The sequence below is a fragment of the Sphingomonas sp. CFBP 13706 genome (assembly GCF_014842355.1).
Taxonomy (GTDB): Bacteria; Pseudomonadota; Alphaproteobacteria; order Sphingomonadales; family Sphingomonadaceae; genus Sphingomonas; species Sphingomonas aerolata.
The window spans coordinates 1-21,006 of the sequence record NZ_JACYVM010000025.1; the positions used below are offsets into that span (position 1 = coordinate 1).

Annotated in this window: 20 protein-coding genes; 6 read left to right on the top strand and 14 right to left on the bottom strand. The window is 66.9% G+C overall.

The genetic code is table 11. The features are described from left to right. Positions 1-708: 708 nt before the first annotated feature. From lpdA to IFS44_RS20570, 10 genes are all read right to left on the bottom strand, one after another. Positions 709-2,115, bottom strand: a complete 1,407-nt coding sequence (gene lpdA / locus IFS44_RS20525) for a dihydrolipoyl dehydrogenase (RefSeq protein ID WP_192099890.1) — start codon at positions 2,113-2,115, stop codon at positions 709-711. Positions 2,116-2,242: 127 nt separating this feature from the next. Continuing rightward, positions 2,243-3,490, bottom strand: coding sequence for a 2-oxoglutarate dehydrogenase complex dihydrolipoyllysine-residue succinyltransferase (gene odhB, locus IFS44_RS20530; RefSeq protein ID WP_192099891.1), 1,248 nt, complete (start codon positions 3,488-3,490; stop codon positions 2,243-2,245). Between the two features lie 80 nt (positions 3,491-3,570). After that, positions 3,571-6,510, bottom strand: a complete 2,940-nt coding sequence (locus tag IFS44_RS20535; RefSeq protein ID WP_192099892.1) for a 2-oxoglutarate dehydrogenase E1 component — start codon at positions 6,508-6,510, stop codon at positions 3,571-3,573. Between the two features lie 158 nt (positions 6,511-6,668). Continuing rightward, positions 6,669-7,553 (bottom strand): succinate--CoA ligase subunit alpha, encoded by an 885-nt coding sequence (gene sucD / locus IFS44_RS20540; protein ID WP_031395407.1) that lies wholly within the window; start codon positions 7,551-7,553, stop codon positions 6,669-6,671. A gap of 56 nt (positions 7,554-7,609) precedes the next feature. Then, entirely contained in the window at positions 7,610-7,906 is a 297-nt protein-coding gene (locus IFS44_RS20545) for a GIY-YIG nuclease family protein (RefSeq protein WP_031440111.1), read from the bottom strand. Between the two features lie 67 nt (positions 7,907-7,973). After that, positions 7,974-8,936: a malate dehydrogenase gene (gene mdh / locus IFS44_RS20550; protein WP_159510775.1), complete on the bottom strand. Its 963-nt coding sequence runs from the start codon at positions 8,934-8,936 to the stop codon at positions 7,974-7,976. Positions 8,937-9,198: 262 nt separating this feature from the next. Next, positions 9,199-10,290, bottom strand: coding sequence for a cell division protein ZapE (gene zapE / locus IFS44_RS20555; protein WP_192099893.1), 1,092 nt, complete (start codon positions 10,288-10,290; stop codon positions 9,199-9,201). 129 nt (positions 10,291-10,419) lie between these two features. Beyond that, positions 10,420-10,887 carry a PaaI family thioesterase gene (locus IFS44_RS20560; protein ID WP_192099894.1) on the bottom strand — a complete coding sequence of 156 codons (468 nt, stop codon included), beginning with the start codon at positions 10,885-10,887 and terminating at the stop codon, positions 10,420-10,422. A gap of 210 nt (positions 10,888-11,097) precedes the next feature. Beyond that, positions 11,098-11,880: a succinate dehydrogenase iron-sulfur subunit gene (locus IFS44_RS20565; protein WP_031393667.1), complete on the bottom strand. Its 783-nt coding sequence runs from the start codon at positions 11,878-11,880 to the stop codon at positions 11,098-11,100. Positions 11,881-12,014: 134 nt separating this feature from the next. Beyond that, positions 12,015-12,596 carry a ClpP family protease gene (locus tag IFS44_RS20570; protein WP_031393666.1) on the bottom strand — a complete coding sequence of 194 codons (582 nt, stop codon included), beginning with the start codon at positions 12,594-12,596 and terminating at the stop codon, positions 12,015-12,017. A gap of 96 nt (positions 12,597-12,692) precedes the next feature. Here IFS44_RS20570 and IFS44_RS20575 point away from each other — a divergent pair, with 96 nt between their 5' ends. Together IFS44_RS20575 and brnA are read left to right on the top strand one after the other, a co-directional pair. Then, on the top strand, positions 12,693-12,968 hold the full coding sequence (locus IFS44_RS20575; protein ID WP_031393665.1) for a BrnT family toxin: 276 nt from the start codon (positions 12,693-12,695) through the stop codon (positions 12,966-12,968). Next, positions 12,946-13,230: a type II toxin-antitoxin system BrnA family antitoxin gene (brnA, locus tag IFS44_RS20580; RefSeq protein WP_197976043.1), complete on the top strand. Its 285-nt coding sequence runs from the start codon at positions 12,946-12,948 to the stop codon at positions 13,228-13,230. The genes IFS44_RS20575 and brnA overlap by 23 nt, the downstream gene beginning before the upstream one ends. Before the next feature lie 2 nt (positions 13,231-13,232). On the opposite strand, the gene IFS44_RS20585 is transcribed toward brnA, so the two are convergent. The 4 genes from IFS44_RS20585 to sdhC are packed head-to-tail and all read right to left on the bottom strand — an operon-like array spanning position 13,233 to position 16,052. Then, a complete protein-coding gene (locus tag IFS44_RS20585) occupies positions 13,233-13,520 on the bottom strand; it encodes a hypothetical protein (RefSeq protein WP_192099895.1) in 288 nt (95 codons plus the stop codon). After that, positions 13,520-15,322, bottom strand: a complete 1,803-nt coding sequence (gene sdhA / locus IFS44_RS20590; RefSeq protein ID WP_031440116.1) for a succinate dehydrogenase flavoprotein subunit — start codon at positions 15,320-15,322, stop codon at positions 13,520-13,522. Before sdhA ends, IFS44_RS20585 begins: the two co-directional genes overlap by 1 nt. Continuing rightward, positions 15,322-15,708, bottom strand: coding sequence for a succinate dehydrogenase, hydrophobic membrane anchor protein (sdhD, locus tag IFS44_RS20595; protein ID WP_031440117.1), 387 nt, complete (start codon positions 15,706-15,708; stop codon positions 15,322-15,324). The genes sdhA and sdhD overlap by 1 nt, the downstream gene beginning before the upstream one ends. Next, positions 15,708-16,052 (bottom strand): succinate dehydrogenase, cytochrome b556 subunit, encoded by a 345-nt coding sequence (gene sdhC / locus IFS44_RS20600; protein ID WP_031393660.1) that lies wholly within the window; start codon positions 16,050-16,052, stop codon positions 15,708-15,710. Before sdhC ends, sdhD begins: the two co-directional genes overlap by 1 nt. A gap of 321 nt (positions 16,053-16,373) precedes the next feature. On the opposite strand from sdhC, the gene IFS44_RS22680 reads away from it, so the two are divergent. The 4 genes from IFS44_RS22680 to IFS44_RS20620 all read left to right on the top strand — a co-directional run bounded on the left by IFS44_RS22680 (position 16,374) and on the right by IFS44_RS20620 (position 20,852). Continuing rightward, positions 16,374-17,717, top strand: a complete 1,344-nt coding sequence (locus IFS44_RS22680; RefSeq protein ID WP_192099898.1) for a methyl-accepting chemotaxis protein — start codon at positions 16,374-16,376, stop codon at positions 17,715-17,717. 21 nt (positions 17,718-17,738) lie between these two features. Further along, positions 17,739-19,130 carry a methyl-accepting chemotaxis protein gene (locus IFS44_RS20610; RefSeq protein ID WP_197977992.1) on the top strand — a complete coding sequence of 464 codons (1,392 nt, stop codon included), beginning with the start codon at positions 17,739-17,741 and terminating at the stop codon, positions 19,128-19,130. Positions 19,131-19,195: 65 nt separating this feature from the next. Beyond that, positions 19,196-19,900 (top strand): SDR family NAD(P)-dependent oxidoreductase, encoded by a 705-nt coding sequence (locus tag IFS44_RS20615; protein WP_192099896.1) that lies wholly within the window; start codon positions 19,196-19,198, stop codon positions 19,898-19,900. Continuing rightward, positions 19,890-20,852 carry a 50S ribosomal protein L11 methyltransferase gene (locus IFS44_RS20620; RefSeq protein ID WP_192099897.1) on the top strand — a complete coding sequence of 321 codons (963 nt, stop codon included), beginning with the start codon at positions 19,890-19,892 and terminating at the stop codon, positions 20,850-20,852. The genes IFS44_RS20615 and IFS44_RS20620 overlap by 11 nt, the downstream gene beginning before the upstream one ends. The last annotated feature ends 154 nt before the right edge of the window (positions 20,853-21,006 follow it).

Consider the following 21,006-nt stretch of genomic DNA (forward strand, 5'->3'; position numbering starts at 1 on the left):
CCCGGCGGACGCCGGGACCCATGGTCGCGGACCGGGTTATGACGGCGCGGTATCGCCGGGTCCGCCGTAACCATGGGTCCCGGCGTTCGCCGGGATGACGGATGGGGTGCGGGTCGTTGCGGGTTTGCCTGCCGCTACGGCCCGGCGATCGATGGCGAGAGACATGTTGCGTTCACCTCTTCCGTCATCCTGGGCTCGACCCAGGATCCAGAGCCGCAGGGGGTTACGCTTGCGGCTCTGGATCCTGGCTTTCGCCAGGATGACGGTGAGTGGGGTGGGGCGTGACGGAGAAGTGCGCGCTGTTTGGGGCGAGTCGTCGCGGGTTTGCCAGCCGCACCGGCAATGCGACCGATAGCGAAAGCCGCGATGCGCCCACCCCCCATGCCGTCATCCCGGGCTCGACCCGGGATCCAGGGCCGCAGGCGGGTGTGTTTGGGCTCTGGGTCCCGGCTTTCGCCGGGATGACGGATGGAGGTGCGGGTCGCTTATGTGGTTTGGGCTTGAGAGCGGGTATGTTTCGCGCGCGTTCGGCAGACGTGGAGAGGGCGCCGGTGGGGTTTCCACCGACGCCCTTCCGAAACGCAGCTTGAGCGGGCTTGGCCGGACAGGGGCGAAGCCCCTGTCGTCGGACGACGCTGGAGCGCCGCCGGCCGGTCTGACCGCGGGGTGCTCGGCCGTAGCTTCGCTACGGCCGTCGCGCGGTCGGACTCAGATGTGGATCGGCTTGCCCTGTACGGCCATCGCCGCTTCCTTCAGCGCCTCGGCATGCGTCGGATGCGCGTGGCAGGTGTAGGCGATGTCTTCGCTGGTCGCGCCGAATTCCATCGCGATGGCGGCTTCGGCGATCAGCGTGCCGGCGAGGCTCGAGACGATCCAGACGCCCAGCACGCGATCGGTCTTCGCATCCGCGATGACCTTGACGAAGCCGTCGGTGTCGCGGTTGGTCTTGGCGCGGCTGTTGGCGGCGAAGGGGAACTTGCCGACCTTGATGCCACCCGATTCGGCGGTCATGTCCTTCGCGGCTTCCTCGGTGAGGCCGACGCCGGCGATCTCGGGCATCGTGTAGACGACGGACGGGATGACGTCCTCGTTGACGATGCCGGTCTGGCCGGCGATGTTCTCGGCCACCGCGACGCCCTCGTCCTCCGCCTTGTGCGCGAGCATCAGGCCGGGGACGCAGTCGCCGATCGCCCACACGCCGTCGACCTTGGTCTTGAAGCTGTGGTCGGTCTCGATCTGGCCGCGCTTGTTGAGCTCGAGGCCGATGGCTTCGAGGTTGAGGCCGTCGACGTTCGCCTTGCGGCCGATCGAGACGAGCACCGCGTCGGCGGTCATCGTCTCGGACGCGCCGCCCGCGGCGGGCTCGACGGTGACGGTCGCGACGCCGTTCTCGACCGTCACACCGGTGACCTTGGTCGAGAGCTTGAGCTCCATGCCCTGCTTCTTGAAGAGCTTGGCGCTCTCACGGCGGACTTCGCCGTCGAAGCCGGGGAGGATCTGGTCGACGAACTCGACGACGGTGACCTTCGCGCCGAGGCGACGCCAGACGCTGCCGAGTTCGAGACCGATCACGCCGCCGCCGATGACGACCATGTGCTCGGGCACCTTGGGGAGCGCGAGCGCGCCGGTCGAGTCGACGACGGTGGTCTGGTCGACCTCGACGCCGGGGAGCGGCATGACGCTCGAGCCGGTGGCGATGACGATGTTCTTCGCGGTGACCTTCTGGCCCGCAACGTCGACCGTGTGCGCGTCCTGGAACGCGGCCTTGCCCTTGAGCCAGGTCACCTTGTTCTTCTTGAACAGGAATTCGACGCCGCCGGTCAGTTCCTTGACGGCCTTGGCCTTCTCGGCGTGCATCTGGTCGAGGTTGAGCGAGACGCCCTGGAAATCGATGCCGAACTTGGTGAGGTGGCCGCTCTTGGCCTCTTCGTAGATTTCGGACGCGTGGAGCAGCGCCTTGGACGGGATGCAGCCGACGTTGAGGCAGGTGCCGCCGAGCGTGTCGCGGCTCTCGGCGCAGGCGGTGCGCAGCCCGAGCTGTGCGGCGCGGATCGCGGCGACGTAGCCGCCGGGGCCTGCGCCGATTACGAGGACGTCATAGTCATAGTCAGCCATTGTCGCTTCTCTCTTACTTCCCCGGCGCAGGCCGGGGCCCAGTTGGGAGATATATGGGGAGGGCGAGGCGCTTCGTCACCGCGGCCTTCCCCACTGGGCCCCGGCCTGCGCCGGGGTGGTTAGATATTTACAGGTCGATCAGGATCCGCGTCGGGTCTTCGATCGCGTTCTTGAGCGCGACGAGGAACGTCACGGCTTCGCGGCCGTCGATCAGGCGGTGATCGTAGCTGAGGGCGAGGTACATCATCGGGCGGATGACGATCTGGCCGTTCACGACGACCGGGCGCTCCTCGATGCGGTGGAGGCCGAGGACCGCGGACTGGGGCGGGTTGATGATCGGGGTCGACATCAGCGAGCCGAACACGCCGCCGTTCGAGATGGTGAAGGTGCCGCCCTTCATCTCGTCCATCTTGAGCGCGCCGTCCTTGGCGCGCTTGCCGAAGTCGCCGATCGTCTTCTCGATCGTCGCGACCGACATCTGGTCGGCATCGCGGATCACGGGGACGACGAGGCCGCCCGGCGACGAGACCGCGACCGAGATGTCGGCGTAATCGTGATAGACGATGTCGTCGCCGTCGATCGACGCGTTGACGCTGGGGATGTCGCGCAGCGCCATCGTCGCGGCCTTCACGAAGAAGCCCATGAAGCCGAGGCGGACGCCGTGCTTCTTCTCGAACAGGTCCTTGTACTTGGCGCGCGCCTCGATCACCGCGGTCATGTCGACGTCGTTGAACGTCGTCAGCATCGCGGCGGTGTTCTGCGCTTCCTTGAGGCGCTTGGCGATCGTCTGGCGCAGGCGCGTCATGCGGACGCGCTCTTCGCCGCGACCCGAGGCTGCGGGGGCTGCGGCCGGTGCGGGCGCAGGTGCTGCGACAGGCGCGGGCTTGCTCGAGGCGGCGGCGGTCACGTCTTCCTTGGTGATGCGACCGTCGCGGCCGGTGCCCTTGACGGTGCCGGGGTCGACGCCGTGCTCGAGCACCGCACGGCGGACCGACGGCGAGAGGGCTGCGGGCGAGTCGCTGGTGCCGGCGCCGGGCTGGTCGCCGTAGCCTGCGCCGGACTCGTCCTTGGCGGGGGCCGCGGGCGTTGCGGTCGCGGCGGGCTCGGGGGCCTTTGCGGGGGCGGCAGCGGCGCCGTCGCCCGAGTCGATCGTGGCGAGCATCGCGCCGACCTGGACCGTGTCGCCGACCGCGACGGCGTGCTGGCCCATGACGCCGGCGACCGGCGACGGCACCTCGACCGAGACCTTGTCAGTCTCGAGGCTGGCGATGGGCTCGTCGACGGCGACGGGATCGCCGGGCTGCTTCAGCCACTCGCCGAGGGTGGCTTCGGTGATCGATTCACCCAGGACGGGGACGGTGACTTCGGTTGCCATGGTTTCTGCCTACTTCCTTGTATCCCCGCGAAGGCGGGGACCCAGACTGGGCCCCCGCCTTCGCGGGGGAACAGAGTTGATTACGATGCGCGGGTGCGGCGGATTTCGTCGCGGACGCTGTGGCCGAGTGCGTCGGCGACAAGTGCGCCCTGCTCGGCCTGGTGACGCTTCATCAGGCCGGTCGCGGGCGAGGCCGAGGCGCTGCGCCCGGCGTAGCGCGCACGCTTGACCGGCGAATTCACGCTGGCCAGCGCCTCCTCGATCAGCGGCTCGACGAAGAACCAGTAGCCGTTGTTCTTCGGCTCTTCCTGCGCCCAGACGATCTCTTCCAGGTTCGGCATCCTGGCGACGCGCTCGGCGATCGGGTTGCCGGGGAAGGGATAGAGCTGTTCGACGCGGACGATCTGCGTGTCGGTGTCGCCCGCCGCATCGCGCGCCTCGATCAGGTCATACGCGACCTTGCCGGTGCACAGGACGAGACGCTTGGTGTCGACGTCCGCCGCACCGTTGGTGTCGGACAGGAGGCGACGGAAGTGGCTGTCGCCCTGGAAGTCCTCGGCGTTCGACACCGCGAGCTTGTGACGGAGCAACGACTTGGGGGTCATCACGATCAGCGGCTTGCGGAAGTTGCGGTGCATCTGCCGGCGGAGCAGGTGGAAATAGTTCGCCGGGCTGGTGCAGTTCGCGACCTGGATATTGTCGTCTGCGCAGGACTGGAGGAAGCGCTCGGGACGGGCCGAGCTGTGCTCGGGTCCCTGCCCTTCATAGCCGTGCGGGAGCAGCATCACGAGGCCGTTGGCGCGAAGCCACTTCGACTCGCCCGACGTGATGAACTGATCGATCATGATCTGCGCGCCGTTGACGAAATCGCCGAACTGCGCCTCCCAGAGGACCAGCGTCTTCGGGTCGGCGAGCGCATAGCCGTACTCGAAGCCGAGCACGCCGTATTCGCTGAGCGGGCTGTCGAGCACCTCGAAATTGCCGTGCTCGATCTCCTGCAGCGGCACGTACTTGTGCTCGTCGGTCTGGTCGACCCAGACCGCGTGACGCTGCGAGAAGGTGCCGCGGCCCGAATCCTGGCCGGACAGACGGACGCCGTAGCCTTCGGAGAGCAGGCCGCCGAAGGCGAGCGCCTCGCCGGTCGCCCAGTCGAAACCCTTGCCCGACTTGAACATCTCGCGCTTGGCGTCGAGCACGCGCGCGAGCGTCTTGTGGATCTTCACGCTCTCGGGAACCGTCGTCAGCGTGCGGCCGAGCGAGTCGAACAGCTTCTGGCTGAGCCCGGTCTCGACGTTGCGGCGCGCGGACGCACCGTCGGTCGGCGCGCTGAGGCCGGTCCAGCGACCGCCGAACCAGTCCGCCTTGTTCGGCTTGTACGACGCACCCGCCTCGAACTCACCCTCGAGCCGCAATGTGAGCTGCTTCACATTCTCGTCGATCCAGGGCTGGTCGATGACGCCTTCCTTGATCAGGCGGTTGCCATAGACCGAGCTGACGCCGGGATGCTTGCGGATGATGTCGTACATCAGCGGCTGGGTGAAGGAGGGCTCGTCGCCCTCGTTGTGACCGAAGCGGCGATAGCACCACATGTCGATGACGATGTCGCGGTGGAACTTCTGACGGAATTCCATCGCCATCTTGGTGGCGAAGGTCACCGCCTCGGGATCGTCGCCATTGACGTGGAAGACCGGCGCCTGGACGCCCTTCGCGACGTCCGACGGATAGGGAGACGAGCGCGCGAACTGCGGGCTGGTCGTGAAGCCGACCTGGTTGTTGATGATGAAGTGGACGCAGCCGCCGGTGTTGTAGCCGCGGATGCCGGAGAAGCCGAGGCACTCCCAGACGATCCCCTGCCCCGCGAACGCCGCGTCGCCGTGGATCAGCACGGGCAAGCTGGCGACATGGTCCTTCAGATCGTTGTTGAGCGTCTGGATCGCGCGCGTCTTGCCGAGCACGACAGGGTCGGCGGCTTCGAGATGCGACGGGTTCGCGACGAGGCTCATATGAACCTTGTGGCCGTCGAACTCGCGGTCGGTGCTGGTGCCGAGATGGTACTTCACGTCGCCCGAACCGCCGATGTCATCGGGGTTGGCCGAGCCGCCGGCGAATTCGTGGAAGATGACGCGCAAAGGCTTGGCCATGACGTTGGCGAGCACGTTCAGACGACCGCGATGCGCCATGCCGATGACGATCTCACGCACGCCCATCTGGCCGCCATACTTGATGACCGATTCGAGCGCGGGGATCATCGATTCGCCGCCGTCGAGCCCGAAGCGCTTCGTGCCGACATACTTCTTGCCGAGGAACTTCTCCCACTGCTCGGCTTCGATGACCTTGTTGAGGATCGCCTTCTTGCCGTCGACGGAGAACTCGATCGCCTTGTCCTGGCCCTCCATGCGCTCCTGGAGGAAGCGGCGCTCCTCGACATCGGCGATGTGCATGTATTCGAGGCCGACATTGCCGCAATAATTCTTGCGCAGCGTGTCGACGAGCTCGCGGATGGTCGCCCATTCGAAGCCCATCGTGCCGCCGAGATAGACCTTGCGGTCGATGTCGGCGTCGGAGAAGCCGTGATATTCGGTCTTGAGATCCTCGGGCATCTCGCGCTTCGAGAGGCCGAGCGGATCGAGATTGGCGGCGAGGTGACCGCGGACGCGGTAGGTGCGGATCAGCAGCTGCGCGCGGATCGCGTCGGCCGCGGCCTTGGCGATCTCGTCCTTCGAGACGGGCGCGGGCGCGGCGGCGGCGGGCGCGGGCTTGCCACCACCCTTTGCGGGCTTGGGCGCGGGCTCCATCTGGGTCGGGTCGAGCGCCGAGGTCAGGTCGTCCGTGGTGGTCAGCGGCCAGCGCGCGTTTTCCCAGCTCGGGCCCTGCGCGGAGCCTTCAAGCCCCTCGAAGAACGTCCGCCAGCCGGATTCGACCGAGGCCGGATCGGCGGTGAACTTGGCGTAGAGCGTCTCTACGAACGCCGGGCTGACGCCGGCTGCGATATCGCTGAAATCCTGGCCTTCGTAGCCCATCGTTCTCGTCCTCAGTGCCCTCTCCCCGCGGGGGAGAGGGAGGGGCCCGCCCGCACTTGCGGGTGGGAGGGTGAGGGCACGGGCGGTCACGTGCCCTCACCCTTCCGCTGCCAAGTGGCAGCTCCTTCCCTCTCCCCGGGGGGAGAGGGGTAGTAAGATCAACCCTTCAGCACGCTCAGCAGCGTCTCGCCGAGCAGGCTGGGGCTTTCCGAGACCTTGATCCCGGCAGCTTCCATCGCCGCGATCTTGCTCTCGGCATCGCCCTTGCCGCCCGAGACGATCGCACCGGCATGGCCCATGCGACGACCCGGAGGCGCCGTGCGGCCCGCGATGAAGCCGGCCATCGGCTTCTTGCGGCCACGCTTGGCCTCGTCGATCAGGAACTGCGCGGCCTGCTCCTCGGCGTCACCGCCGATTTCGCCGATCATGATGATCGACTTGGTCTCGTCGTCCGCGAGGAACAGCTCGAGCACGTCGATGAAGTTCGTGCCGTTGACCGGATCGCCACCGATGCCGACCGCGGTCGTCTGACCAAGGCCTGCGTTCGAGGTCTGGAAGACCGCCTCATAGGTGAGCGTGCCTGAACGGCTGACAACGCCGACCGAGCCCTTCTTGAAGATCGAACCGGGCATGATGCCGATCTTGCACTCGCCGGGGGTCAGCACGCCGGGGCAGTTCGGGCCGATGAGGCGCGACTTGGAGCCCGCGAGCGCGCGCTTGACCTTGACCATGTCGAGCACGGGAATGCCCTCGGTGATCGCGACGATCAGCTCGATCTGTGCGTCGATCGCCTCGAGGATCGAATCAGCGGCGAAGGGAGGCGGCACGTAGATCACGGACGCGGTCGCGCCGGTGACCGACTTCGCCTCGGCGACGGTGTTGTAGACGGGGAGGTCGAGGTGAGTCGTGCCGCCCTTGCCGGGGGTGACGCCACCGACCATCTGCGTGCCGTATTCCAGCGCCATCTTGGTGTGGAAGCTGCCGGTTTCGCCGGTCATGCCCTGCGTGATGACCTTGGTGTTCTTGTCGACGAGGATGCTCATCTAGTTTTCTCTCTCTCGTTCCCCGGCGGAGGCCGGGGCCCAGTTGGGAAGGCGGGTCAGTCTGGCGTCAGCGTATCAAACAGATCATCCCAGTTCGGGTTCATCCCTTCGATCGCTTTCACCTTCCAGGCCCGTTTCCATTCCTTCATCTGCAGCTCACGCTGCCGGGCGGCGTCCAGATCATCATAGACTTCGTACCAGACGAGTAGATGACAACCGTATTTCTTCGTAAATCCTGCGACGACCCCGTTGCGATGCTCCCAAGCACGCTTGGGAAGATTGCTGGTGACGCCGAGATAGATCGTGCCGTTACGCCTGCTGGCCATGATGTAGACGCAGAAGGCGGTATCCATCACGGGACTTCTCCCAACTGGACCCCGGCCTTCGCCGGGGAACAGCAGATCGGCTCATGTCCTCAAATCAGTTCAGGCTACCGTCGATACCCTTGCAGGCCACGATCAGTTCCTTGACCGCGTCGACCGAGACCTGGAGGTTGCCCTTGGCTTCGTCGTCGAGCTTGATCTCGACGATCTTCTCGACGCCGCCGGCGCCGATCACCACGGGCACGCCGACATACAGGTCGTCGAGGCCGTATTCACCCGAGACGTAGGCCGCGGCGGGCAGGACGCGCTTCTGATCGTAGAGATAGGCTTCGGCCATCGCGATGCCGCTGGTGGCAGGCGCGTAATAGGCCGAGCCGGTCTTGAGCAGCGCGACGATCTCGCCGCCGCCGCCGCGCGTGCGCTTGACGATCGCGTCGATCTTCTCCTGGCTCGACATGCCCATCGCGATGAGATCGGGAACCGGGATGCCCGAGACGGTCGAGTAGGAGATGACCGGGACCATCGTGTCGCCGTGGCCGCCGAGCACGAAGCTGGTGACGTCCTTGACCGAGACCTTGAACTCGTCGGCGAGGAAGTGGCTGAAGCGCGACGAGTCGAGCACGCCGGCCATGCCGACGACCATGTGATGCGGCAAACCCGAGAACTCGCGCAGCGCCCACACCATCGCGTCGAGCGGGTTGGTGATGCAGATGACGAAGGCGCCGGGTGCGTTGGCCTTGATGCCCTCGCCCACGGCCTTCATGACCTTGAGGTTGATGCCGAGCAGGTCGTCGCGGCTCATGCCGGGCTTGCGTGCGACACCGGCGGTGACGATGATGACGTCCGCACCGGCGATGTCGGCATAGTCGTTCGAGCCGGTGATCGTCGAGTCGAAGCCTTCGACCGGGCCGCACTGCGACAGGTCGAGCGCCTTGCCCTGGGGGATGCCCTCGGCCACGTCGAACAGGACGATGTCGCCCAGACCCTTGAGTGCTGCGAGGTGCGCGAGCGTGCCGCCGATGTTACCGGCGCCGATCAGCGCGATCTTCTTGCGAGCCATTCCAATCCGTCTCCGTCTGATGTGCGGGGTGATTGGTGACGCCGGTTACGCGCATTATGGCGTTACGGCAACCGTTAAAGCGGAAAAGTCGTCTCGTTATTGCAAATTGTTCGCAGAAGCAATAAGCCCGCGGACGTGCGCTGAACCACCCCGGCGGGGGCCGGGGCCCAGTTGGGGGACGGTGCAAACTAGGCGCAGGTCTTCGTTACGACGGCCTTTCCAACTGGGCCCCGGCCTTCGCCGGGGTGGTGTTTGGGGTGCGTCAGATATGCCCTTCCGCCAGATACTCCTCGGAGCGCATCTCTTCCAGCCGGCTGATCGTGCGGTCGAATTCGAACCGGCCGTCGCCGCTCGCGTAGAGATCGCCCGGTTGCGCGTCGGCGGCGGCGAGCAGCTTGACCTTGTGCTCGTAGAGCGCGTCGATCAGCCCGACGAAGCGCGCGGCCTCGTTGCGGTTTTCGGGCCCGAGCTTGGGGATGCCGACGAGGATGATCGTGTGGAATTTCCGCGCAATGGCAAGATAGTCGGCGACGCCGCGTGCCTCGCCGCACAGCTTTTTGAAGCTGAAGACCGCGACGCCTTTCAGCGACTTGGGCACGCGCAGGGCCCGGCCCTGGACGATCAGCTCCTCGAACGGGACATGCTCGCTGTCGTCGGGCGAGAAGTCGGTGAGGCGGAAGAACGCGGCGGAAAGCTGCGCGGTGGCCTCGGGGCCGTTGGGGACGAGCCAGGTGTCCTGGCTGCCGAGCCGGTCGCGGCGATAATCGACGGGGCCGTTGAGCGGGAGGACGTCGAGCCGCTGTTCGATCGTCGCGATGAAGGGGAGGAAATGCTCGCGGTTGAGGCCGTTCTTGTAGAGATCGGCGGGCGGGCGGTTCGAGGTGGTGACGATCGTCACGCCGGAATCGAGCAGCGAGGTGACGAGCCGCGACAGGATCATCGCGTCAGGGCTGTTGGTGACCATCATCTCGTCGAACGCGAGCAGGCGGGTTTCCTCGGCGATCGCGGTGGCGACGGGAACGATCGGGTCGCCGACCTCCTTGCGACGTTCGGCGGCGATGCGCGCGTGCACCTCGAGCATGAACTCGCCGAAATGGACGCGCCGCTTCCGGTCGACCGCGACCTCGGCGAAGAACAGGTCCATCAGCATCGACTTGCCGCGGCCGACACCGCCCCAGAGATAGACGCCGCGCGGGGCTGATTTTTTCGCAAAGCGCGCGAAGAAGCCGGTCGCGACGGGTGCGGCGAGTTCGGTGGCGAGCGTGTTCAGGCGCGCGGCGGCGGCGGCCTGTTCGGGGTCGGGGCGGAGTTCGCCCGATGCGACGAGCGCTTCGTAGGCGGCGAGGACGGTCATTGGTCTTTACCACCCCGGCGGAGGCCGGGGCCCAGGGGGGAAGGTCGCCGTGATAGAACGCTACGCTTGAACAATGATCGTGTCCCAACTGGGCCCCGGCCTTCGCCGGGGTGGTGATAGCGGTCGGGGTCAGCCCTTCGGCGGCTTAGGCGACGGCTTGCGGATCGTCGCGGAGAAGGCCGCGATCTTCGCTTCGTCGTCGCCTTGCACCACGAGGCCCCGCAGGAACAAGAGGCGGCCGGTTTCCTTGAGCACCTCGACCTGCGCCTCGATCGGCGCGCCGATGCGGCCGCTACCGATGAACTGGGTGTTGAGGTCGAGCGTCACCGCGGTGCCGGCGGTGATCAGCCCGAAGCCGCGCGCGGCGGCGAACAGCGCGACGTCGATGAAGCCGAGCAGCGCGCCGCCATGGACATTGTCCTGCAGGTTCGAATGGCGACGCTCTGGCGTGATGCGGACGCGGACGAGGTGGCCGTCGACGCGGTAGAGCATGGGGCCGAGCAACGTGTTGAACCGGGTCGGGTCGGACAGGGTCCAGCTGCGCCAGCCGGGGTTGGCAGGGTCTTCGGCGTCGAGGAAATGGGGGGTATCGGTCATGAGTTCCGTTCGTCCTGAGCGAAGTCGAAGGACTTTTGGGAGCGCCACCCCCTGCCCCGGGGCCTGTGCTTCGACTTCGCTCAGCACGAACGGGATTGGGGGAGCGCCACCACCTGCCCCGGGCTTGTGCTTCGACTTCGCTCAGCACGAACGGAGGGTGGAGCGAGGCGGGGCGGGAACGGGGTGGAGGGCACCGCCCTCCCCCCTAAATCAGACGATCCGTTCGGCTTCCATCTTCTTGATCTCGGCGATCGCCTTGGCGGGGTTGAGGCCCTTGGGGCAGGCGTTGGCGCAGTTCATGATCGTGTGGCAGCGATAGAGGCGGAACGGATCCTCGAGCTCGTCGAGCCGCTCGCCGGTCATCTCGTCGCGGCTGTCGGCGAGCCAGCGATAGGCCTGGAGCAGGATCGCGGGGCCCAAGAACTTGTCGGCGTTCCACCAGTAGCTCGGGCAGGAGGTCGAGCAGCAGGCGCACAGGATGCACTCGTACAGGCCGTCGAGCTTCGAGCGATCCTCGGGCGACTGCAGGCGTTCCTTGCCCGAGGGCGGCGGGGTGACGGTCTGGAGCCAGGGCTTGATCGACGAATATTGCGCGTAGAAATGCGTGAAGTCGGGGACGAGATCCTTGATCACGTCCATGTGCGGCAGCGGCGTGATCTGGACCTCGCCCTTGCAATCCTCGATCGCGGTGGTGCAGGCGAGACCGTTCTTGCCGTCGATGTTCATCGAGCAGGAGCCGCAGATCCCCTCGCGGCACGAGCGGCGGAAGGTCAGCGAGCTGTCCTGTTCGCCCTTCATCTTGATCAGCGCGTCGAGCACCATCGGACCGGTCTCGTCGAGGTCGAGCTCGAACGTGTCGTAGCGGGGATTCTCGCCGCTATCGGGATCGTAGCGATACACCTTAAACGATTTCAGCCGCTTGCCCCCGCTGGTCGAGGCGTGCTTGACGCCCTTCTTAACGACGCTGTTTTTCGGGAGCGAGAATTCGGCCATTGCGAGCGGTCCGTCCGTGGTGTGATGACAAGGTTGTCAGAGCCGATACATGACAGGGGCCCTGCCCGCAAATCCTTAGCTTCGCGGGTGCAACATGAGTCACATGTGGGGCGCGGCACAGACCGCCGCAACCGTCAGATAATGTCGAGGATCAGCCCGAGATCGCGCGCTTCCTCCGCCTCGATATACCAGTTGGACGGCGCCTTGGCCTTCAGCTCCTCGATATCGACCTTGGTGCCGCGGACGAGATCGCGGAAGCCCTCTTCCTGGATGTTGATCGAATCCTCGATCTCGTGGAGCTTGGCCTTCAGCGTATAGGACAGCGCGTTGAGCGGGCCGTTGAGCTGGATCGTGCTCGTCATCTGGCGCTCATGGATCATCAGGCGGCTGTTGCGCGTGAGGAAGCGGCTGTCGGCGGGGAAGGCGGACATGAAGGTCGCGCCGGCCGAATAGACCGCGACCTTGCCGAGGAACAGCGTCTCGCGATCGGTATATTCGCGCAGCAGGCGGATATGGTCGCCCATCGCGCGCGCCATTTCGGGGTCGCCGCCGAGCGTGGTGATCGAGACGACGAGCGGCCCCTCGGTCGGCGCAGCCGCGACCTGCGCCTTGAAGCTGTCGTACATCGCGTCGTCGACGGGGCCGTGCAGCTGGACATGGGGGACGGCGAGCAGCGGATAGTTGCGCGCGTTCGAAGCGGGGGAGGTGTCGGTCATGCGCGGGCAAACTTACCGCGGTATCGCGCGGTTCCGATGTCGTCCGCAAAAGACCGGGAGTATAGATTCTATACCGAAATTGCGGTAGAGTTGGCCATGTTCGAATTCGACCCGGACAAGAGCGCGGCCAACGCGGTCAAACACGGGATTGATTTCGTCGAAGCTCAGGCGCTGTGGGGCGATGACGAGCGGATCGTCGTCGGATCGGCCCAGCGCCATGTGGGCGAAGACCGGCAACTGGTGATCGGCCGGATCGGCGATCGCCTGTGGACGGCGATCGTCACCGATCGCGGTACGGCGACCCGGATCATCTCGGTTCGCCGCGCGAGAGATTATGAGGAACTGGCTTATGAACGCGCCCGCACCGGCTAAATCCGTGCTGCACAAGGCTATCTCAGCCGACGAACTCGACCGGCGGTTCGACGAGGGCGAGGATGTCAGCGCGTATTTCGACTGGTCCAGCCCGCGCAAGCCTGCGCTGGAGGCCAAGCGCGTGAACGTCGATTTCCCCACGTGGATGGTAGAGAGTCTCGACGTGCAAGCCCGCAAGCGTGGCGTCACGCGTCAGGCGCTCATCAAGATGTGGCTGGCAGATCGTCTGGAAGCGGCAGCGAATGCGCCCGCCGCCCCCTGAGGTCAGACGTCCCGGTCGAGTGCCGGATCGGCCTGTCGCTTGTGCTGGAGGATCCAGCCGACCAGGCCGCCGGGGACGCCGCCAGCGAGGGAGAAGAGCGCGAAGAAGGTGATGGCGATCTTCTGCGGGTCTTCGCCGGGGGGGCGCGTCTCGATGCCGTAGATATAGATCGCGGTCCCGATCGCGACGATCGCCGGCCAGAGAAAGCCGGCGATCATCGGCGGGAACCGCGTCAGCAGCCCCAACGCGACGGGCACGAGGAACCCGATCGCGATGATGGCCCAAATCATCAATAGACCCGCTTCTTGGGCTTGATGTAGTCGACGTCGTCGGTGAGCGTGTAGTCGTGCACCGGGCGGAAATCGATCTTGGTCTGACCGCCCTTGCCACCCCAGCCGTCGAAGGTCGTGATGGTGTGCTTCATCCAGTTGGCATCGTCACGCTCGGGGAAATCCTCGTGCATGTGCGCGCCGCGCGACTCGGTGCGGTTGGCGGCCGAGTTCATCGTGACGACGGCCTGGCCGATCAGATTGTCGAGCTCCATCGTCTCGACCAGATCGGTGTTCCAGATCATGCTGCGATCCTTCACGGCGACGTCGGTCATCCGGTTGTAGATGCCCGCCATCTTCTCGACGCCCTGGTTGAGCAGTTCGGTATCGCGGAACACCGCGCAATGCTTCTGCATCGTCTGCTGCATGTCGAGACGGATCTGCGCAGTCGGCGACCCGCCGCTCGCGTTGCGGAACGTGTCGAGACGCGTCAGCGCGAGGTCTTCCGACCCCTTGGGCAGCGGCGCGTGCGCGGTGCCGGGCTTGAGCGTGTCGCGGATCCGCAGACCGGTCGCACGGCCGAACACGACGAGATCGATCAGGCTGTTCGAGCCCAAGCGGTTGGCGCCATGGACCGAGACGCAGGCGGCCTCACCGACCGCGAACAGGCCGGGGACGACCGCGTCAGGGTTGCCGCCGACGAGATTGACGACCTCACCGTGGAAGTTGGTCGGAATGCCGCCCATGTTGTAATGCACGGTCGGCGTGACGGGCAGCGGCTGGCGCGTGAGATCGACGCCGGCGAAGACCTTGCCGGTCTCGGTGATGCCGGGCAGGCGCTCGGCGAGCACCTTCGGATCGATGTGATCGAGGTGCAGGAAGATGTGGTCGCCATTCTTGCCGACGCCGCGGCCTTCGCGCATTTCGAGCGCCATCGAGCGGCTGACGACGTCGCGCGAGGCGAGGTCCTTCGCCGACGGGGCATAGCGCTCCATGAAGCGCTCACCCTCGGAGTTGGTCAGATACCCGCCCTCACCGCGTGCGCCCTCGGTAATGAGCACGCCCGCGCCGTAGATGCCGGTCGGGTGGAACTGGACGAACTCCATGTCCTGGAGCGGCAGGCCGGCGCGGAGCACCATCGCATTGCCGTCGCCGGTGCAGGTGTGCGCCGAGGTCGCCGAGAAATAGACGCGGCCATAGCCGCCGGTCGCGAGCACGGTCTGGTGGCTGCGGAAGCGGTGGATCGAACCGTCTTCCATGCACAAGGCGATCACGCCGCGGCAGACGCCGTTTTCCATGATCAGGTCGAGCGCGAAATACTCGACGAAGAAGTCCGTATTGTACTTCAGGCTCTGCTGGTAGAGCGCGTGGAGCATCGCGTGGCCGGTACGATCGGCGGCAGCGGCGGTGCGCTGGACCGGGGGGCCCTCGCCCATGTTCTGCATGTGGCCGCCGAACGGACGCTGATAGATCGTCCCGTTCTCGTTACGGCTGAACGGCATGCCGGCATGTTCGAGCTCGTAGACCGCCTGCGGCGCCTCGCGGCACAGATATTCGATCGCGTCCTGGTCGCCGAGCCAGTCGGAACCCTTGACGGTATCGAACATGTGCCAGGTCCAGTGATCCGGCGAGTTGTTGCCGAGCGACGCGGCGATGCCGCCCTGGGCGGCGACGGTGTGCGACCGGGTCGGGAAGACCTTGGTGATGCACGCGGTCTTCAGCCCGCTCTCGGCGATGCCCATCGTGGCGCGCAGGCCCGAGCCGCCGGCCCCGACGACGACCGCATCATAGGTATGATCGATGATCTTGTAGGCAGCTGACATTACGCAGGAGCTCCGGAGAAGGCGACCTTCAGGATCGCGAACAGGGCGATGCCGCCCAGCGTGAAGGTGAACAGGTTGAGCAGGATCATGGTCACGACGCGGCTCTCGCCGTGCATGTAATCCTCGATCACGACCTGCAGACCGAGACGAAAGTGGTAGAAGACCGACAGGATCAGCAGCGCCATCGGGATCGCCGCCCAGGACGACTGGAGCCACAGATGCACCGAGGCATAGTCATAGGCGGGCATCCGCGCGACCGCGACCATCAGCCAGGCCATCAGGAAGATGTTGGCGCCGGCGGTCAGCCGCTGTTGCCACCAATGCTGCGTGCCGTGTTTGGCGCTGCCCAGACCGCGGACGCGGCCGACTGGCGTACCCGAACCCATTACTTCATCCCCATGTAGAGCCAGAAGGCGACCGTCAGCAGCGTGCTGGCCAGGATCGTCGCGCGCGCACCCATGCGGTTGCGCTTGAGTTCGAATCCGGCGCCGGTGTCCATCACCAGATGGCGGATGCCCGTCATCATGTGCTGGAGCAGCGACCAGGTCAGGCCGATGCCGATGACATAACCCAGAATGTTGAGCCCGCCCGTATCGGTCGTGAACACGTCGACAAAGGTCGCATAGGCCTGATCCCCCGAGGCGATCGCGGCGAGCCACCAGACGAGCAGCAGGCTGCCGACGGTCGCCATGCCGCTGCCGGTCGCGCGGTGCAGGATCGAGACCAGCATGTGCGGGCCCCATTTATAGACCTGCAGATGGGGAGAAAGCGGGCGTGCCGGGTTGCGCGATGCCAAGGGCTGTGTCCTCGAGTACGAAGGGCGAGTAACGAACGGTTTGCCGGTCTATTAGACGCCATGTGCTGCGATGCAACCCATCGCCGCCCGGCTTGATAACCCAGGGCAATGCGCAGGGGCTGCCGGACGGTTGGTCGGGCGGGGCGGCGGGCGCCCCCTGCCCCGCGGCATCGATCCCTAACCTGGCCTTAAGGAATCACCGTTAGCGCTGGCCGGGCAACGCGATCCGGAGTTTACCCTTTGACCTCACTCGACATGCCGGCCCCCGGGTCGATCGCCACCCAGATCGACCTGGCCGCACGGCTGCGCGCGTTCGACTTCGACGGCTCGCTCGCGGCGGCCAGCCGCGAGCTCTGGGCGCTGATCGAACCGCATGTCGTCACGATCTCCCAGGCCTATTGGGAACAGTGGCAGCGCTGTTTCAGCAACGAGCGGATCTGGTCGCCGCACGAGGCCGACGCGATGATCGAGGTCGGCTGCAATTTCCTGCGCGACCGCTTCCTCAACACCAATGCGCGCGGCTGGGTCGAATCGGTCGAGCGATCGGTCGCCGCGGCCTATGCCGCCGACGTGTCGCCGATGGCGTTGCTGTCGATGATCAGCGCGAGCGACCGTGCCGCACTCGGCGTGCTGATGCAGAGCGTGGCGCGCGACAATGACCCACTTTCCCTGTATATCGACACGCTGATGAGGCTGTCGGCGCTGGAAGGTGAGATCACCGTGGCGATCTATACCAAATATCGCAACTTCTCGGCGCAGGGCGCGCGCGACACGCTGGCGGTCGAATTCCGCGACGGAATCGCGACGATGGTCGAGACCGCGACCGACGAGGGGCATGTGCTGCGCGAGCAGGCGGTCCGCAGCTCGGCCTCGACCCGCGCGGTGCTGGGCAAGGCGAGCGAGGTGGCCGCCGCCGCCGAACAGTCCGCCGTCGCGATGCGCGAGGCCGCGCAGACCGCCGCGGGGCTGATCCGCGCGATCGAGGATGCGCGCAGCGAGGTCGAGGCCGCCGCCGAGATCGCCAATCGCGCATCCGCACAGGCGACCGACGCGGTCGGCATGTCCGAGGCGCTGAGCGATCACGCCAAGTCGATCGAGTCGATCCTGGGGCTGATCCGCGACATTGCCGGCCAGACCAACCTGCTCGCGCTCAACGCGACGATCGAGGCGGCGCGCGCGGGCGATGCGGGACGCGGCTTCGCGGTGGTGGCGCAGGAGGTGAAGAGCCTCGCCAGCCAGACCGCACGCGCGACCGACGACATCGCCGCCAAGATCGCCGCGATCCAGTCGGCGACGCGCGGCACGGTCGCGACCAATGCGAGCATCAAGGCGACCGTCGCCGAGGTGCAGGACAGCGCCGACCGGATCCGGCACGCGATGGAGGCGCAGGCGCAGACCGTCACCGCGATCACCGCCGCGGTCGACGAGACCGCGCTCGCCGCCGATTCGATGTCGACGACGATCGCGGCGATCAGGGCGGATACCGAAATGGTGGCGACCGAGATCGACGGCGTCGGCCGGGGCTTCGACATGCTCGACAGCCGGCTGAGCAATCTGAAGACCAGCGCGGGCGTATTCATCGCGAAGGTGGCTGCATAACGGACGGCACAAGGGGGGAGCATGACCGCGCCAATCGACCGCATGAGCAATGGCGTGCCACACGGCACGCTGGACTGGGGCAATGATGGCCGGCCGCTGTACGAACGCGTGCGCGACTATGACTGGGACGGCGCGATCGGGCCGAGCTGCGCGACGCTGACCGCGATGCTGGACGCCGCCGACCACCGGCTGATCGCGGAGACGTTCTGGCGGCATTACCTCTCGCTCGAGAGCGCGCTTCATGTCCGGCCCGCCTTCACCCCCGAGCGACTCGAGCGCAGCATCGTCGCGAGCGCGCACTATGTCCGGCTGAAATATCTCTCCCCCTATGACCTGGCGTGGCGGGACATCGCGATCGACCATGCGGTCCAGTCGCGCAAGGCGAACATCCCGCTGCCCGCCTTGCTCGCCGCGCTGGCGTTCGCGCACAGCGTCACGCTCGGGCTGATCGCCGAGCGGGTCGGCACCGACACCGCGTCGATGCGGATGTTGGGCGACGTGATCCAGCGGCTCGCGCTGATCGAGGCGGACATCATGGCTTCGCATCTGAGCGCGTCCGATGCCGAGGCGGCGCGGATCGCCCGCAGCGCGCGGGCGGCGGCGTTCCGCGACAGCATCGCCTCGTCGATCGAGGACACCGCCGAGCTGGGCGCGCGGATCCGCGTCCAGGCGATGGGCGCGTCGACCTCGACCCGCAGCGTGCTCGGCAAGACGAGCGAGGTCGCCGCCGCCGCCGAACAGTCCGCGCTGGCGATGCGCGTGGCGGCGCATACCGCCTCGGGACTGATCTGTGCGATCGAGGGCGCGCGGATCGAGGTCGAGGCGGCCGCCGAGATCGCCAACCGCGCGTCGGCGCAGGCGACCGACGCGGTCGGCATGTCCGAAACGCTGAGCGCGCATGCCCAGTCGATCGAGTCGATCCTGGGGCTGATCCGGACGATCGCGGGGCAGACCAATCTGCTCGCGCTCAACGCGACGATCGAGGCGGCGCGTGCAGGCGATGCGGGGCGCGGCTTTGCGGTGGTGGCGCAGGAGGTGAAGAGCCTCGCCAGCCAGACCGCGCGCGCGACCGACGACATCGCGACCAAGATCGCCGCGATCCAGGCCGCGACGCACAGCTCGGTGACGACCAGCGTCGGCATCCGCACGACCGTCGGCGAGGTCCAGGACAGCGCGCTGCGGATTCGCCAGGCGATGGACGCGCAGGCGCGGACCGTCGCGTCGATCACCGCCGCGGTCGACGAGACCGCGCTGGCCGCCGACACGATGTCCGCGACGATCGACATGATCCGCGGCGATGCGGAGGCGGTCGCCAACGAGATCACGCTGCTCGGCCAGGATTTCGGGCTGATCGACGACAAGCTGAGCGTGCTGCGCGGTGCCGCCGACGGGTTTTCGTCCAGCGTCGCGTGAGCGACCTCACCGCAGTGCAATCGGGCAGGTGACGGACCCTTACCGGGCGCGCTAAGGCCCCGGGCATGACCATCCTACTCACAGGGTCGAGCCGGGGCATCGGCGCGGCCATTCACCAGGCGCTGACCGACGCGGGCGCCACCGTCATCGGCCACAAGAGCACCAGCGGGGGCAGCGCGAGCGGGCTCCCCGCCGACTTCGCCGACCCCGCGGGGCCGACCGCGCTGTGGAACGCCGCGCTGGAACAGGCCGGCGGCACGATCGACGTGCTGATCAACAATGCCGGGGTGTTCGAGGCGAGCCCGCTGGGTGACGGCGACTGGACCGCTCAGTGGGAGCGGACGATGCGGATCAACCTGACCGCGTCCGCCGAACTGTGCCGGCTCGCGGTGCTGCACTGGCAGGCGCGCGGGTTCGCGGGCCGGATCGTCAACATCGCCAGCCGCGCCGCCTATCGCGGCGATTCGCCCGCGCACTGGCATTATGCCGCGTCGAAGGCGGGGATGGTCGCGATGACCAAGACGATCGCGCGCGGCTATGCCCGCGAGGGGATCCTGGCGTTCGCGATCTGCCCGGGCTTCACGATGACCGGGATGGCGGAGGATTATCTGTCGAGCCGCGGCGGCGATGCGCTGCTCGCCGACATTCCGCTCGGCAAGGTGGCGGACCCCGCCGAAGTGGCCTCGGTCGCACGCTATTGCGCGCTCGAGGCGCCGCCCTCGATGACCGGCGCGGTGATCGACGTGAACGGGGCGAGCCATGTCCGCTGAGAGCTGGAAACTGACGCTGCCCTGCACGCGCGCGGAGGCGGAGGCGATCGATGCGAGCGGCGATCTGGGCGATGCGATCCCGGGCGACGCGGTGCTGATGACCACCGAGGAGATCGAGGACGACGTCGAATCCTGGCGGCTCGACGCGTATTTCGAGCATGAGCCGGGCGCCGACACGGTCGCGGCGGTGCGCGCGCTGGTGCCGAGCGCGGCGAAGGCGGCGATCGCGGTCGAGCGGCTGGCCGCGGCGGACTGGGTGACGATGAGCCAGGCGGGGCTCGAGCCGCTGTCGGTCGGGCGGTTCTTCGTCCACACCCGCGCGCATGCCGACGCGGTGCCCGCGGGCAAGCGCGCCTTCCTGATCGAGGCGAGCCGTGCGTTCGGGACGGGGCATCACGAGACGACCAGCGGGTGCCTGGCGATGCTCGACGGGCTGGCGGATGCGGCGGCGGGCGAGCGGTTCGCCAACGTCATCGACATCGGCACGGGGACCGGGCTGCTCGCCTTTGCCGCGGCGCATCTGTGGTCCGATGCGGCGGTGATGGGGACGGATATCGATCCGGTCTCGATCGAGGTGACGCAGGAGAATGCGGACCTGAACGGGGTCGCGGGGATCGACCTGGTGGTGGCCGACGGCACGCTCGACGACGCGATCGTCGCGCGCGCGCCCTATGACCTGGTGATCGCGAACATCCTGGCGGGGCCTTTGGTGTCGATGGCGCCCGAGATCGCGTCGATCGCCGATGCGGGGGCGACGATCGTGCTGGCGGGGCTGCTCGAGACGCAGCGCGCGGGCGTGGTCGCGGCGTATGAAGCGTGCGGGTGTTCGCTGAAGGCTGTCGACCGGCGGGGGGACTGGAGCGTGCTGCGGTTGCGCGCGGGGGCGACGCGGTTCGTGGCGGACGGGCCGTTCGATCCCAAGGGGCGCGACGGGTGGGCGCTGGATATTTGATCCTGCGGGCGCCTGTTCCCCCGCGAAGGCGGGGGAACATGAGGGTGCGGCCCACGCCTTGCCTCACACTCTGCACCACCCCGGCGGAGGCCGGGGCCCAGTTGGGTGAACCTTCACGCATGAATCGCACCGCTATCCCAACTGGGCCCCGGCC